At 60.0% G+C, this 14,839-nt stretch carries 16 protein-coding genes and 1 pseudogene; 11 read left to right on the forward strand and 6 right to left on the reverse strand.

The annotated features are described in order from the left end of the window. Window positions 1–3 precede the first annotated feature (3 nt). From phnL to phnP, 5 genes and pseudogenes are all read left to right on the forward strand, one after another. A complete protein-coding gene (gene phnL / locus FHU12_RS19390) occupies window positions 4–708 on the forward strand; it encodes a phosphonate C-P lyase system protein PhnL (RefSeq protein WP_141971267.1) in 705 nt (234 codons plus the stop codon). Next, window positions 708–1,800 (forward strand): annotated as a pseudogene (gene phnM, locus FHU12_RS19395) (alpha-D-ribose 1-methylphosphonate 5-triphosphate diphosphatase). The gene phnL and the pseudogene phnM overlap by 1 nt, the downstream one beginning before the upstream one ends. Further along, window positions 1,800–2,369: a ribose 1,5-bisphosphokinase gene (phnN, locus tag FHU12_RS19400; RefSeq protein WP_141971269.1), complete on the forward strand. Its 570-nt coding sequence runs from the start codon at window positions 1,800–1,802 to the stop codon at window positions 2,367–2,369. Before phnM ends, phnN begins: the two are co-directional and overlap by 1 nt. After that, entirely contained in the window at window positions 2,366–2,968 is a 603-nt protein-coding gene (locus FHU12_RS19405; protein ID WP_015376431.1) for a DapH/DapD/GlmU-related protein, read from the forward strand. The genes phnN and FHU12_RS19405 overlap by 4 nt, the downstream gene beginning before the upstream one ends. A 12-nt stretch (window positions 2,969–2,980) precedes the next feature. Beyond that, on the forward strand, window positions 2,981–3,763 hold the full coding sequence (gene phnP, locus FHU12_RS19410) for a phosphonate metabolism protein PhnP (protein WP_141971271.1): 783 nt from the start codon (window positions 2,981–2,983) through the stop codon (window positions 3,761–3,763). Here phnP and FHU12_RS19415 read toward each other — a convergent pair. Together FHU12_RS19415 and FHU12_RS19420 are read right to left on the reverse strand one after the other, a co-directional pair. Further along, window positions 3,720–4,352 carry an NAD(P)H-binding protein gene (locus FHU12_RS19415; protein ID WP_033652768.1) on the reverse strand — a complete coding sequence of 211 codons (633 nt, stop codon included), beginning with the start codon at window positions 4,350–4,352 and terminating at the stop codon, window positions 3,720–3,722. The genes phnP and FHU12_RS19415 overlap by 44 nt on opposite strands. Before the next feature lie 30 nt (window positions 4,353–4,382). Further along, complete coding sequence (locus FHU12_RS19420) at window positions 4,383–4,823, reverse strand: YhbP family protein (protein WP_141971273.1); 441 nt, start codon at window positions 4,821–4,823, stop codon at window positions 4,383–4,385. A gap of 433 nt (window positions 4,824–5,256) precedes the next feature. Here FHU12_RS19420 and speFL point away from each other — a divergent pair, with 433 nt between their 5' ends. From speFL to FHU12_RS19440, 4 genes are all read left to right on the forward strand, one after another. Further along, window positions 5,257–5,361, forward strand: coding sequence for a leader peptide SpeFL (gene speFL, locus FHU12_RS19425; protein WP_004933443.1), 105 nt, complete (start codon window positions 5,257–5,259; stop codon window positions 5,359–5,361). 274 nt (window positions 5,362–5,635) lie between these two features. Continuing rightward, window positions 5,636–7,798 (forward strand): ornithine decarboxylase SpeF, encoded by a 2,163-nt coding sequence (gene speF / locus FHU12_RS19430; RefSeq protein ID WP_122004259.1) that lies wholly within the window; start codon window positions 5,636–5,638, stop codon window positions 7,796–7,798. 62 nt (window positions 7,799–7,860) lie between these two features. Continuing rightward, window positions 7,861–9,177 (forward strand): putrescine-ornithine antiporter, encoded by a 1,317-nt coding sequence (gene potE / locus FHU12_RS19435; RefSeq protein ID WP_047571695.1) that lies wholly within the window; start codon window positions 7,861–7,863, stop codon window positions 9,175–9,177. 86 nt (window positions 9,178–9,263) lie between these two features. Beyond that, entirely contained in the window at window positions 9,264–9,569 is a 306-nt protein-coding gene (locus FHU12_RS19440; RefSeq protein WP_141971275.1) for a GIY-YIG nuclease family protein, read from the forward strand. Here FHU12_RS19440 and FHU12_RS19445 read toward each other — a convergent pair. Beyond that, complete coding sequence (locus FHU12_RS19445; RefSeq protein ID WP_033648656.1) at window positions 9,556–10,059, reverse strand: GNAT family N-acetyltransferase; 504 nt, start codon at window positions 10,057–10,059, stop codon at window positions 9,556–9,558. The genes FHU12_RS19440 and FHU12_RS19445 overlap by 14 nt on opposite strands. Then, window positions 10,053–10,574, reverse strand: coding sequence for a ubiquinone anaerobic biosynthesis accessory factor UbiT (gene ubiT / locus FHU12_RS19450; RefSeq protein WP_039567957.1), 522 nt, complete (start codon window positions 10,572–10,574; stop codon window positions 10,053–10,055). The genes FHU12_RS19445 and ubiT overlap by 7 nt, the downstream gene beginning before the upstream one ends. A gap of 258 nt (window positions 10,575–10,832) precedes the next feature. Here ubiT and ubiU point away from each other — a divergent pair, with 258 nt between their 5' ends. Then, window positions 10,833–11,828 (forward strand): ubiquinone anaerobic biosynthesis protein UbiU, encoded by a 996-nt coding sequence (gene ubiU, locus FHU12_RS19455; RefSeq protein WP_048321239.1) that lies wholly within the window; start codon window positions 10,833–10,835, stop codon window positions 11,826–11,828. 11 nt (window positions 11,829–11,839) lie between these two features. Next, window positions 11,840–12,718, forward strand: a complete 879-nt coding sequence (locus FHU12_RS19460) for a U32 family peptidase (protein WP_141971277.1) — start codon at window positions 11,840–11,842, stop codon at window positions 12,716–12,718. 127 nt (window positions 12,719–12,845) lie between these two features. On the opposite strand, the gene FHU12_RS19465 is transcribed toward FHU12_RS19460, so the two are convergent. Beyond that, window positions 12,846–13,388, reverse strand: coding sequence for a chorismate mutase (locus tag FHU12_RS19465; protein WP_025305079.1), 543 nt, complete (start codon window positions 13,386–13,388; stop codon window positions 12,846–12,848). A 13-nt stretch (window positions 13,389–13,401) separates the two neighbouring features. Then, window positions 13,402–14,190: an alpha/beta hydrolase gene (locus tag FHU12_RS19470; protein ID WP_141971279.1), complete on the reverse strand. Its 789-nt coding sequence runs from the start codon at window positions 14,188–14,190 to the stop codon at window positions 13,402–13,404. Between the last annotated feature and the right edge of the window lie 649 nt (window positions 14,191–14,839).

Genomic DNA, 14,839 nt, shown 5'->3' on the forward strand with positions numbered 1-14,839 from the left:
CAGATGACTATGCAAATCCGAGTTGAACATCTCAGTAAAACCTTTGTGCTGCACCAGCAGTACGGCACCCGCCTGCCGGTGCTGCACGACGCCAACCTGACGGTCCACGGCGGCGAATGCGTGGTGCTGCACGGCCACTCCGGCAGCGGCAAATCCACCCTGCTGCGCTCGCTGTACGCCAACTACCTGCCGGACAGCGGCCATATCTGGATCCACCACCAGGGCGACTGGCTGGACATGGTCAGCGCCGACGCGCGCCAGATTCTGGCGGTGCGCCGCCATACGCTGGGCTGGGTCAGCCAGTTCCTGCGGGTGATCCCGCGCATCAGCGCGCTGGAGGTGGTGATGCAACCGCTGCTGGAACAGGGCGTCGAACGCGCCGAGTGCCGTGAACGCGCCGAAGCGCTGCTCGCTGCGCTCAACGTGCCGCAGCGCCTGTGGCCGCTGGCGCCGTCCACCTTCTCCGGCGGCGAGCAGCAGCGGGTGAACATCGCACGCGGCTTTATCGTCGATTACCCCATTCTGTTGCTGGACGAACCGACCGCCTCGCTCGACAGCCGCAACAGCGCGGCGGTGGTGCAGCTTATCGAACGCGCCAAGGCGCGCGGCGCAGCGATCGTCGGCATTTTCCACGATGAAGGCGTCCGCCAACAGGTCGCCGACCGGCTGTATGACATGCAGGCGCCGCAGGCGCTGGAGGCCCTCTGATGATCGTCAATAACGTTAAGCTGGTGCTGGATGACCAGGTAGTGCAAGGCTCGCTGGAGATGCAGGACGGCGTGATCCGCAGCTTCGCCGACGGCCCGAGCCGGCTGCCGCAGGCACTGGACGGCGACGGCGGCTGGCTGCTGCCGGGGCTGATCGAGCTGCATACCGACAACCTGGACAAGTTCTTTACCCCGCGCCCGAACGTCGACTGGCCGGCCCATTCGGCGATGAGCAGCCACGACGCGCTGATGGTGGCCAACGGCATCACCACGGTGCTGGACGCGGTGGCGATCGGCGACGTGCGCGACGGCGGCCACCGGCTTGAAAACCTGCAGAAGATGATCGACGCGGTGATCCACAGCCAGCGCGCCGGGGTGAACCGCGCCGAGCACCGGCTGCACCTGCGCTGCGAGCTGCCGCACGAGAGCACGCTGCCGCTGTTCGAACAGCTGATGGACAAGCCGGGCGTGTCGCTGGTGTCGCTGATGGACCATTCACCGGGCCAGCGCCAGTTCGCCTCGCGCGAAAAGTACCGCGAATATTATCAGGGCAAGTACCACCTCAACGACCAGCAGATGAGCGAGTACGAGGAGCAGCAGGTCGCCCTGTCCGCCCGCTGGGCCGCGCCGAACCGCGAGGCGATCGCCGCCCACTGCCGCGCGCGTGGCCGAATCCTGCGCGCTGGGCAGCGCGATCGCCGAGTTCCCCACCACCGAGGCGGCCGCCCGCGCCTCGCACCAGCAGGGCCTGCAGGTGCTGATGGGCGCGCCGAACATCGTGCGCGGCGGTTCCCACTCCGGCAACGTGGCGGCGCACCACCTGGCGGCGCTGGGCGTGCTGGATATTCTCTCTTCCGATTATTACCCGGCCAGCCTGCTGGACGCGGCGTTTCGCCTCGCGGCGGACGAACGCAACGCCTACGATCTGCCCCAGGCGGTGCGCATGATCACCCGCAACCCGGCGCGGGCGCTGGATCTGCAGGATCGCGGCACCCTCGCCGAAGGGCTGCGGGCGGATCTGGTGCTGGCGCGGCCGCACGGCGAGCACGTTTATGTGCAGAACGTGTGGCGCCAGGGTAGGCAGGTGTTCTGATGGCGCGGCTCATCTACCTGATGGGGCCTTCCGGCGCAGGCAAGGACAGCCTGCTGGCCGCACTGCGGGCCGACGCCGACCGCGCGCCGCTGGTGGCGCACCGTTACATCACCCGGCCGGCGGACGCCGGCTGCGAGAATCACATCGCGCTGAGCGAACCGGAATTTCTGCGCCGCCGCGCCAAGGGGCTGTTCGCGCTCGACTGGCAGGCCCACCAGCAGCACTACGCGTTCGGGATCGAAGTGGATCTTTGGCTGCTGCAGGGGATCGACGTGGCGGTCAACGGTTCGCGCGCCCACCTGCCGCAGGCGCAGCAGCGCTATGGTGCGCAGCTGCTGCCGGTATGCCTGCAGGTCAACGCCGCGGTCCTGCGCCGGCGCCTGCAGGATCGGGGGCGAGAAAGCGCCGAACAGATCGAGCAGCGGCTGGCGCGGGCGGCGGAATATCAGCAGAGTCTGCCCGCCGGCTGCCGGGTGCTGCACAACGACGGCCCACTCGACGACACCCTGGCGGCGCTGCTGGCGCTGCTGCCCACCCCTACCCGACAAGCTCAGGATGCGACGCCATGAACGACTTTGCCCAGCCGAAAATCGGCGACAACGTGACCCTTAACCGCACCCGGCTCGGCCAGTATGTGCACCTGGCCGACGATGCGATCCTGGAAGAGGTGGAGATGGGGGACTACTCCTACACCGCCGGGCACAACCAGATTTTTTACGCCACCATCGGCAAGTTCGTCTCCATCGCCTCCTATGCGCGCATCAATCCCGGCAACCACCCGACCTACCAGCGCATCGCGCAACACCACTTCACCTACCGCGCTTCCGAATACGGGCTGGGGGAAGACGACGCGGCGTTCTTCGACTGGCGGCGCGAGCACCACGTCACCGTCGGCCACGACGTGTGGATCGGCCATAACGCCATTCTGATGCCGGGCGTCAGCGTCGGCAACGGCGCGGTGATCGGCAGCGCGGCGGTGGTCACCAAGGACGTGGAGCCCTACAGCATCGTCGCCGGCGTGGCGGCCAAAAAGATCGGCATGCGCTTTGACGACGCGCTGATCGAGCGTATCGAACGCAGCCAGTGGTGGCACTGGGATCACGCCACGCTGCAGGCGCGGCTGGCGGATTTTCGCGACATCAACCGCTTTGCGCAGAAGTACCTTTAACGGAGGGGAGCGATGCAACTGACCTTTCTCGGCACCGGCGGCGCGCAGCAGGTGCCGGTGTTCGGCTGCGACTGCCTGAGCTGCCAACGGGCGCGGCGCGAGCCGGCATTTCGGCGGCGAGCGTGCAGCGCCATGCTTAACTATCAGGGAGAAACGACCTTATTGGATGCGGGATTGCCGGCTTTGGAGCGGCGGTTTTCGGCGGGGCAAATTCAACGTTTTTTACTGACACATTACCACATGGATCACGTTCAGGGGTTATTTCCTTTGCGTTGGGGGTGCGGAAATTCTATTCCGGTGTATGGCCCGCCGGATGAACAGGGCTGCGACGATCTGTTCAAACACCCCGGCATTCTGGCGTTTCAGCCGCCGCTGGCGCCCTTCGCCACCATCGAGCTCGGCGGCATGCGCATCACCCCGCTGCCGCTGCAACACTCCAAGCTGACCCACGGTTATCTGATCCAGGCGGCGGGCGCTGCGCTGGCCTACCTGACCGACACCGTCGGCCTGCCGTCGGCCACCGCCGACTATCTGCAGAACGTGGTGTTGGATCTGCTGGTGCTCGATTGCAGCCTGCCGCCTCAGCCGCAGGCGCCGCGCAACCACAACGACCTGACCCGCGCGCAGGAGACGCAGCGGTTGCTGCAGCCCAAACGCACGCTGCTGACGCACATCAGCCATCATCTCGATCGGTGGCTGCTGGACAATGAACTGCCCGCAGGGCTGGAGCTGGCGTTCGATCACCTCAGCGTCAGCCTCGGTAGCAGTGCAGCCGATCCGACTCCAGCACCCTGACCCCTTCGCCCGGCGTGAACGCCTGCTGCAGCAGCGTTTGCGCCACGTCTTTGGCGGAGACGGCGCGCCATTTGCCGGGCAGCAGCCTGAACAGCGGCAGCGTGAGGCGCTCCATCAGGCGCGGCGCGGGGCGATCCCCCACCAGCATGGAAGGCCGCACCAGCGTCAGGCGCGGCCAGTGCTGTTCGCGCAGCGCCTGCTCCATCTCGCCTTTGGTGCGGTTATACAGGAAGGTGGAATCCGCGTTGGCGCCCAATGCGCTTACCACCAGACAGTGCTGCGCCCCCAAGCGGCGGCCGGTCAGCGCGCTCTCCACCACCAGTTGATAATCGACGTAGCGGAAGGCATCGGCGCTACCCGCCGCCCGGCGGGTGGTGCCCAGGCAGCAGAACACCAGATCGACCGGCTGCTGCAGGCTACTCAGCAGTTCGAACAGCGCATCGCCGACCGGATTGGTCAGCTTGCCGTGCGGTGGCAACGGCGTGCGCGTCGGCGCCACGATGGCCGTTATCTGCGGATCGCTTTGCAACAGCTGCAACAACTCGCGCCCCACCAGCCCGGTTGCGCCGACTAACAGTGCTCGCGCCATGCAATCTCCCGTTGTAATCGATACGTCGACTTAAAGTATAGACCGCGCCCAGTGCAGCTTCTTGCCGAAGCCGAGGGTGTTGTCGGTCATCTTCACCTCGTGCAGATCCAGCCGCCAAACCGAGGCCTTCATCGCCCTGGCGATCGGGAAGCGCTTGCAGTAACGCGCACGCGCCGCCTCGGCCTCTTCACCGCTCAGCAGCACCGCCTCGGCGCGATACTGCACGCCGCGGATCAGCGCGATGCTTTTCGGCTTCGGCGCGATGGTGCCGACCACCCGGCCGTTGTTCAGCATCAGCCCGCCGTGGCGGGTGTGCGGTTCGGTCATCAGCCACAGCGCCATCGTCGCGGCGTCGAACACGTAAAAACAGTTGGCGCACCACATGTCGAGGCCGTCGCCGGCGCACAGCGTCAAGACGTGTTGTTTGCCGATGAAATTCGCAATCTGCTGCCGTTGTTCTGGGGTATTCAAGGTTGCTCGCCTCCCTGTTCACTCGCCTCATCTTACCCTGCGTTGTTGAAGCGAGTCACAAATAACGATAATCACCAAAAATCACACATGAATATAAACACAACAATAATGAATTTTTATTTACTTTTGCATAAAGCAGATTGATAACATAAAAAACACAAGGCGGATTTATTTGATCGTTATGTAGCCGGTTATTTGACCGCTTTTTTTATTCCTTTCCGAGCGCCATTGAAATTAAGCGCTTAAGGGCCGCGAGCATTAGCAATTCATTTACATGCCAACCTCTGGGTCCGGATGATACTTATGCAATACATTGCATAACCGGTGAATAGTTATTTATCAAAACCGGCATTTATGTGATTGTCATCACGATTTTTAGCGAATCTTGCGCTAAAATAGCGCCATCTTTTCACTCAGCAAGGTGGATTAGAAAATGGAAAACAATAACCGAAAAATGGCGCACATCAGGCGCACAACCCATATTATGATGATGGCTCATCGCAGCTGCTTTAGCTTCGCATTCTTCAACTACAGATAACCCTCCCCCCTCGCTCTTACGCCGTTGATAAGAGTGTCATTGCGTTTTTACTTATTCTCCGCACGCCGGTGATAATGTCTCTTTCTCGCTAACCGGGAAGGACACGCAATTCATTCTTAATTTCGGCCAAGCGCATCCAAGCTAAATAAAACAGCGAACACAGTTAATGCCTTTCGGCATCGCTGGGTTCTCGCACACCTTTATTTTCGTGAAGGCGTTAACGGCAAATGGAATTATTTGCCGGCGGACTGCCTTTGCCTGAAGAATGAGAAAAATGAAAAAATTAAAAATTGCCGCCAACACCCAAACCCTCGGCTGCTTTGAAACTGAACGCGACATCGTTGATGTGCATCACAGCGATTTCAATGACGTCGCCGCCATCGTGCTGTCGGTAGACGACGTCGCGCAAGGTATGTTGGCGCGCATCGAAGAACACGGCCTGAACATCCCGCTGTTCGTCGCCGTCTGCTGCGAAGAAGAGCTGGATAACGCCGTACTGCCGGCGCTGCACGGCGTGTTTGAACTGTGCGGCAAGAATACCCAGTTCTACGGCAAACAGCTGGAGGCCGCCGCCGCCAAATATGAGAGCGAGCTGCTGCCGCCGTTCTTCAACACGCTGACGCAGTACGTGGAAATGGGCAACGCCACCTTCGCCTGCCCCGGCCACCAGGGCGGCGAGTTCTTCCGCAAACACCCGGCGGGCCGCCAGTTCTTCGACTTCTACGGCGAAACGCTTTTCCGCTCCGACATGTGCAACGCCGACGTCAAACTGGGCGATCTGTTGATCCACGAAGGCGCGCCTTGCGCCGCGCAGCAGCACGCCGCCAAGGTGTTCAACGCCGACAAGACCTACTTCGTGCTCAACGGCACCTCAGCCTCGAACAAGGTGGCGACCAACGCCCTGCTGACGCGCGGCGACCTGGTGCTGTTCGACCGCAACAACCATAAATCCAACCACCACGGCGCGTTGATCCAGGCCGGCGCCACGCCGGTGTATCTGGAAACCGCCCGCAACCCGTTCGGCTTTATCGGCGGCATCGACGCGCACTGCTTCGACGAACGCTACCTGCGCCAGCAGATCCGCGAAGTGGCGCCGGAACGCGCCAACGAAGCCCGCCCGTTCCGCCTGGCGATCATCCAGCTCGGCACCTACGACGGCACCATCTACAACGCCCGCCAGGTGGTCGACAAGATTGGCCACCTGTGCGACTACATCCTGTTCGACTCCGCCTGGGTGGGCTATGAGCAATTCATTCCGATGATGAAAGACTGCTCGCCGCTGCTGCTGGAGCTGAACGAGAACGATCCCGGCATCATCGTCACCCAGTCGGTGCACAAACAGCAGGCTGGCTTCTCGCAAACCTCGCAGATCCACAAAAAAGACAAGCACATCAAGGGACAGAGCCGCTACTGCAACCATAAGCGCTTCAACAACGCCTTTATGCTGCACGCCTCCACCAGCCCGTTCTATCCGCTGTTCGCCGCGCTGGACGTCAACGCCAAGATGCACGAAGGCAAAAGCGGCCAGCGCCTGTGGCAGGAGTGCGTGCGCGTGGGCATCGAAGCGCGCAAAATGCTGCTGGACACCTGCACGATGATCAAACCGTTCGTGCCGGATCAGATCGACGGCAAACCGTGGCAGGCCTATGACACCGCGGCGATGGCCAACGATCTGCGCTTCTTCAACTTCGTGCCCGGCGAGAAATGGCACGCCTTTGAGGGCTATGCCGAATCGCAGTACTTCGTCGATCCGTGCAAACTGCTGCTCACCACGCCGGGCATCGATACCGCCACCGGCAGCTACAGCGAGTTCGGCATCCCGGCGACCATTTTGGCCAACTATCTGCGCGAAAACGGCATCGTGCCGGAAAAATGCGATCTCAACTCGATCCTGTTCCTGCTGACGCCGGCGGAAGACATCGCCAAGATGCAGCATCTGGTGGCCCTGATCGCCCGCTTCGAGAAGCACATCGAGCAGAACTCCCTGCTCAGCGAGGTGCTGCCTGCGGTCTATAAAAACCACCAGCAGCGCTACAAAAACTACACCATCCGCCAGCTGTGCCAGGAAATGCACGACCTTTACGTCAGCTACGACGTTAAAGAGCTGCAAAAAGAGATGTTCCGCAAAAGTTATTTCCCGCGCGTGGTGATGAATCCGCAGGACGCCAATACCGAGTTCGTGCGCGGCAATGTGGAATTGGTCTCGCTGGCCAAAGCCGAGGGCCGCATCGCCGCCGAAGGCGCCCTGCCTTACCCGCCGGGCGTGCTGTGCGTCGTGCCCGGTGAAATTTGGGGCGGCGCCGCGCAGCGTTATTTCCTGGCACTGGAAGAAGGCATCAACTTATTGCCGGGGTTCGCGCCGGAATTGCAGGGTGTTTATATCCAACAGGATGAGGACGGCTGGAACCGCGCTTACGGCTACGTCATGAAAAATTAATCACCTTACGGGGCGGCGATGATTCTCGCCGCCCGGATCGCATCCTAAAAGAGAAAATGATCATGAGTAAGTCAAATAATAAAATGGGGGTCGTGCAATTAACGATCCTGACCGCCGTGAATATGATGGGTTCCGGCATAATTATGCTACCGACCAAGCTGGCCGAAGTGGGCACGATTTCGATCGTTTCCTGGCTGGTGACCGCCGTCGGCTCGATGGCACTGGCCTACGCCTTCGCCAAATGCGGCATGTTCAGCCGTAAATCCGGCGGCATGGGCGGCTACGCCGAATACGCCTTCGGCAAATCGGGCAACTTTATGGCGAACTACACCTACGGCGTTTCGCTGCTGATCGCCAACATCGCCATCGCCATTTCCGCCGTCGGTTACGGCACCGAGCTGTTTGGCGCTACGCTCAGCCCGCTCGGGATCTGTATCGCCACCATCGGCGTGCTGTGGCTGGCGACCGTCGCCAACTTCGGCGGGGCGCGTATCACCGGCAAAATCAGCGGCATCACCGTCTGGGGCGTGATCATTCCGGTGGTGGGCATCTCGGTCATCGGCTGGTACTGGTTCAGCGGCAGCGCTTACGTCGCCGCCTGGAACCCGCATCAGGTGCCGACCTTCGAAGCCATCGGCGCCTCCATCTCGATGACCCTGTGGGCGTTCCTGGGGCTGGAATCCGCCTGCGCCAACACCGACGTGGTGGAAAACCCGGAGCGCAACGTGCCGATCGCCGTACTGGGCGGCACCCTCAGCGCGGCGGTGATCTATATCATTTCGACCAACGTGATCGCCGGCATTGTGCCGAACATGGATCTGGCCAATTCCACCGCCCCGTTCGGGCTGGCGTTCTCCCACATGTTCAACCCAACGGTCGGCAAGATCATCATGGCGTTGATGGTCATGTCCTGCGTCGGCTCGCTGCTCGGCTGGCAGTTCACCATCGCTCAGGTGTTCAAATCCTCCGCCGACAGCGGCTTCTTCCCGAAAATCTTCTCCAAGCTGAGCAAGGCCGACGCGCCGGTTAAAGGCATGCTGACCATCGTCGTCATCCAGAGCGGTTTGTCGCTGATGACCATCAGCCCATCGCTGAACAAGCAGTTCAACGTGCTGGTGAACCTGGCGGTGGTGACCAACATCATCCCTTACATCCTCTCGATGGCGGCACTGGTCATTATTCAGAAAGTGGCGAAGGTGCCGGACAACAAGGCGCGCATCGCCAATATCATCGCCGGCATCGGCGCGCTGTACAGCTTCTATGCGCTCTACAGCTCCGGTGAGGAAGCGATGATGTGGGGCGCCATCGCCACCTTCCTCGGCTGGACGCTGTACGGCATCGTTTCGCCGCGCTTCGAGCTGGCGGGAAAAAAGGGGTAAAGCGGTAGGGCACCGGCGGCCGGGGATGGGATTGTGACGGCGAACATGCCATCATACGCCGACCCTGGCCACCGAAACGGCGTACGATGACGGATACCTCCCCCACTCCCTGGCACCTCTACATGCTGCGTTTACCGAGCGGCCTGCTGTATACCGGCATTACCACCGACGTGGCGCGCCGCCTGGCGCAACATCAGGCCGGCAAAGGCGCCAAGGCGCTGCGCGGTAAAGGGGAACTGACGCTGGCGTTTCACTGCCAGGTGGGGGATCGCTCAACGGCGCTGAAGCTGGAATATCGCGTCAAACAGCTGAGCAAAATACAAAAAGAGCGGCTGGTGAATCACCCGCCGCTGTCGTTGGAGTATCTATTGCCGATCGTTAAAAGCGATTAAACGGCGCCGAAAAAGCCACTTCGCCGCTGACGCCATTCAGGGCGTCTTCCGCCAGCGGATACACCTGAAACGCGCTTTCCGTGTCCGGCCAGCGGCAGTTCAGGCCATAGGCGGCGGCCGGTTTAAAGCCGAAGCGGCCGTAATAGGCCGGATCGCCCAGCACCACCACCGCGGCGTAGCTGAATTCGTTCAGCGAATCCAAGCCTTCGTACACCAGCTTTTCAGCCAGCCCCTGGCGGCGCAGGCTTTCGTCTACCGCCAGCGGCGCCAGCGCCACCCATTGGCGGTCTTCGCCGGCCACGTCTACCGGGCTGAACGCGGCGTAACCCACTACCCCGCCTTCGTCGTCAGTGGCGACCACGCCCAGCGTCAGCAGGCCGTCTTCACGCAGCTGCTGCACCAGATCGGCTTCGTCATCGCGGCCAAAGGCGCGGCGCAGCAAGGCGTCGATGCCCGCCGCATCTACCGGGATCTCTACGCGGATCAGCATGATACCGCCACACGGGAAGCCGACGCCGTGCCCTCCTGCAACCCTGCTTCGACAAAATCAGCCAACTGCAACAGCCCCATGCGCAGCGGCGCGGGCATGCTTTCCAGCTCGATGGCGTCCATCAAATTTTTCACATACAGGCCCAATTCGGTATCCCCTTCAATCTGCAGCCGACGCTGAAAGAACAGCGTATCCGGATCTTGCTTGCGCGCCGCGATCAGGATCAGATCGTTGGCGTCGCCGCTGAAGCTGACGTCCGCTTCGGCGTGCTGGCTGACCACCAGTTTGTCGTTTTCTACCGTCATAAACCATTGTAGCGCCAGATCGCGAACTTCGATCTTCAGCCAACGCGATTCGAGAAACTCCAGATCCCCATCCGCCAACGCCTGGCGGAACTGCCAGCTCAGCACCTGTTGCAGCAGCTGACGCTGCAGAGCGAACGGCGTGAATTTCAGCGGGATGCGCAGCAGCGACGGCCCCTGGCGCACAAGGCGTGCTCGTAGTTGTTCCAACACGGTCATCCACTCCTTTCAATACGGACTATCGCTATTTTGCCACACTGGCGCGCGGCTTCAGCGGTCTATATCAACAAATAGTGCATTTCACCGCCATGTTTATCAATACGCCATAAGCTGCCTCAAATCAAAACCTGTGTGCGCTCCATTGCCTAAAATGGCCTCCCCGATTCGCGTTTGCCGGCGGAACACCGCCGCCGGCAACCTTTAAAGACAGCGTGCGCCCGGCCGGGCGCACGGCTAAGCCAGGATAAATCTATGGAGCTGCTTTGTCCCGCCGGCAACCTGCCGGCCCTGAAGGCCGCGGTGGATAACGGCGCCGATGCCGTTTACATCGGTCTGAAAGACGATACCAACGCGCGCCACTTCGCCGGCCTCAACTTCACCGAGAAAAAGCTGCAGGAAGCGGTCGATTACGTGCATCGCCACGGCCGCAAACTGCATATCGCCATCAACACCTTCGCCCATCCCGACGGCTACGCCCGCTGGCAGCGCGCGGTGGATATGGCGGCCCAATTGGGCGCCGACGCGCTGATTCTGGCGGATCTGGCGATGCTGGAATACGCCGCCCAACGCTACCCGCAGTTGGAACGCCACGTTTCGGTGCAGGCTTCCGCCACCAACGAGGAAGCGATCCGTTTCTACCAACGCAACTTCGACGTGGGCCGAGTAGTGCTGCCGCGCGTGCTGTCGATGCACCAGGTGAAACAGCTGGCGCGCACCAGCCCGGTGCCGCTGGAAGTATTTGCCTTCGGCAGCCTGTGCATCATGGCCGAGGGGCGCTGCTATCTCTCTTCCTACCTGACCGGCGAGTCGCCGAACACCGTCGGCGCCTGTTCGCCGGCGCGTTTCGTGCGCTGGCAGCAAACCCCGCAGGGCATGGAGTCGCGCCTGAACGACGTGCTGATCGACCGCTACCAGGACCATGAAAACGCCGGTTACCCGACGCTGTGCAAGGGCCGCTATCTGGTGGACGACGTGCGCTACCACGCGCTGGAAGAGCCCACCAGCCTCAATACGCTGGAGTTGCTGCCGGAGCTGCTGGCCGCCAACATCGCCTCGGTGAAGATCGAAGGCCGCCAGCGCAGCCCGGCTTACGTCAGCCAGGTGGCGCGCGTCTGGCGCCAGGCGATCGACCGTTGCCAGGCCGATCCGGCCGCCTACCGCGCCGACGCCGCCTGGATGGAGACGCTGGGCGCGATGTCCGAGGGCACCCAGACCACGCTGGGCGCCTATCACCGCAAATGGCAGTAGCCGGAGGAAAAATGAAATACGCATTGGGGCCGGTACTCTACTACTGGCCGAAAAACGACATCGCGGCGTTCTATCAACAGGCGACGGAGAGCAGCGCCGACATTATTTATCTCGGCGAGAGCGTCTGCACCAAGCGGCGCGAGATGAAGGTCGGCGATTGGCTGGCGCTGGCGCGCGACATCGCCCGCAGCGGCAAGCAGGTGGTGATCTCCACGCTGGCGCTGCTGCAGGCGCCGTCCGAGCTGAATGAGTTGAAACGCTATGTGGAGAACGGCGAGTTCCTGTTTGAAGCCAACGATCTGGGCGCGGTCAACATGGCGGCGGAACGCGGTCTGCCGTTCGTCGCCGGCCATGCGCTGAACTGCTACAACGCCTATACCCTGCGCCTGCTGCGCCGCCAGGGCATGATGCGCTGGTGCATGCCGGTCGAGCTGTCACGCGACTGGCTGGCCAACCTGCTGACGCAGTGCGACGAACTGGGCTTCCGCCACGACTTCGAGGTGGAGGTGCTGAGCTACGGCCACCTGCCGTTGGCCTATTCGGCGCGCTGCTTCACCGCCCGCTCGGAAAACCGCGGCAAGGACGAGTGCGAAACCTGCTGCATCAAGTATCCGCAGGGCCGCATGATGCGTTCGCAGGAGCAACAGCAGGTGTTCGTGCTCAACGGCATCCAGACCATGAGCGGCTACTGCTACAACCTCGGCAACGAGCTGCCGAGCATGCAGGGGCTGGTGGACATCGTGCGGCTGTCACCGCAGGGCACCGAGACGCTGGCGCAAATCGACGCCTTCCGCGCCAACGAGCATGGCGAGCAGCCGCTGTCCTTGACCGATCACGCCGACTGTAACGGCTACTGGCGCCGCGTGGCGGGGTTGGAGTTGGTGGGGTGATGGAAGCCACCGCTATTCTTTTTCTCGCCTGAGCGGCCCTTCGACGCGATCATCCGGCTGGCCGCCAGCGAGGAAAATGCGCCCGAGATCACTCATCGGGCGTATTCAGTGCCTGCGCCGGCGGCGATTACCTTTTCAACGCAATTTGTTTTAAGGACTGCCACAGGCGCTCTTTATCGCCGACTTTCAGGTGGGTTTGCTCAAGGGATTTCATAAAGGCAAACCTGTCGTTAAAACGCTCGCCTTTCTTTAATTTATTGCTGACGCTGGTCAAAATTTGGGTATTCAAACGGCTGATTTTCGCTCTTACGCTATCCAGCGGTTCCGGCTGCCAGCCGTTTTCCGGTGCCGACAACCAGTCTGCCCGATAACGATATTGAATCGCCTTGGCGGCGTCCATTTGCGCCTGTATAAAGGGAGCCACCGTCTTGCCATCCAATCCCAATGTTTCTGCCTCGCGGACTGAATTGGCCAATACGTTGGCCTCCTGAGGCAAATCCTCAATGGCCAGATGGTTGTTTGCCTTATACCCGGCAACGTCTTTCATGTAAGACAACCGCTGGTTAATCAATGATGCGGTCTCGTCGGTTTGAATAGGCTTTGCTACCGCCGTGATAGAGAAAAATAATCCAGCCAAAAGCAGCAACCCTCTCGTCACTTTAAAATCCATTTAACCTCTCCTGTCACAGCCCGGTTGGCAGTGGTTTTTGGCTCGCAACGAAATTCGCTATGCGTGCATAATCTTTTACGACCGCCGGGTGTTTTCGCCCGGGAAGAAACTCGAAGCTGCAGCGCTCGCCCTCTTTCACTAACTCAGACGCCAGATTCCTGATGTTCAACCTTGGGTTATCCTCAATACGCTGGAAGATTTCTCTCTCAAGATCGGTACTGTCTGGCTCCGCCCGCTCTTCGCGGCTGCCTAATAGCAGCGATAACCAATCAATGCTTGCGGCAAGCTTAACGTCGCCTTCGGGCAGCACCGCGCCATTCGCCCACCAGAGGGAGGGGCTGGCGGCAACATAGCGCTGAAAAGCCGTATTATGATTAAACGCCACATATAAAGTGAAATGCCCACCGAACGAATGCCCCGCCAGCGTTTGCATTTGCTTATTGATCTTAAAACGACATTCGATCCAGGGTTTGACGACATCCTGAATAAATCGATAGAACTGCTCCGCCCCGCCCCCGTCTTTAAAACGCTCGCTGCCATCACTTACCGTATAGTCAAATGTGCGAGCCGCCTTAATGTCTACCCCTTCCTGATAGCCTATTCCTATATAGAGTACAGGGGAAACATCATCACCGTGATAATCCGCCTTAATCATGGTATCAAACTGTCGGTTGGCATCTAAGAAATACAATGGATTTAGTTTGTTACACCCAACGTGTCTTTTATCCCATGCCAGGAAGAGCTTATATTTTTGCCCATGATATTCAAACAACACCGTTTGAACGCTTACTTTACTCGTCATAAGTCATGCTCCTTCATATTTATTACATAACGGCACCTATCTGAAACATCCCGTTTACAGACCAATCTCATGGCTATGAGCGAGTAATCATTTGAATTACCCGATGCTTAATGATTTCCGCATGCTCATATCGTAAATCCCGAGGAGTTCATCACACACATCAATAATTAAGAGAATCTAATCATTCTGCGCGAGATAGAAATATAACAATTAAAGTTGGATACGCAATGTTCTATTCCGGCAAATATCACTTTTGGCTAAATAGTCGAATGCTTATTTTTTAGGGATGATAAGTTTGAAAGAATTAGGAATGTCCTTATCAAAAAGAGAACATAACACTGCAGCGCCAGACAGGCGCTCTCCAGCCGTGTTGCGTTTCCGTTAACCCCGATTTCCCATACGCCTACGCCACAGGCTTGCTCAGTTCGCTCAGCGGTTTATCCCCGCTGGCGCGGGGAATACATCACGTCCGACTTGATGGCGGTTGAACCGCATCGGTTTATCCCCGCTGGCGCGGGGAACACCTATGGAATTACGCAAAGCGGCCACACATAGGCAGGTGCTCTTGTTGTCGATATGACCAAAGTATAGATTCAGCGGCGTGGCAGAAGTTTACGCCAAGAGTTAATTATGTAACAAATTGAAAATG

This window comes from Serratia marcescens, assembly GCF_006715005.1.
Classification (GTDB): domain Bacteria; phylum Pseudomonadota; class Gammaproteobacteria; order Enterobacterales; family Enterobacteriaceae; genus Serratia; species Serratia montpellierensis.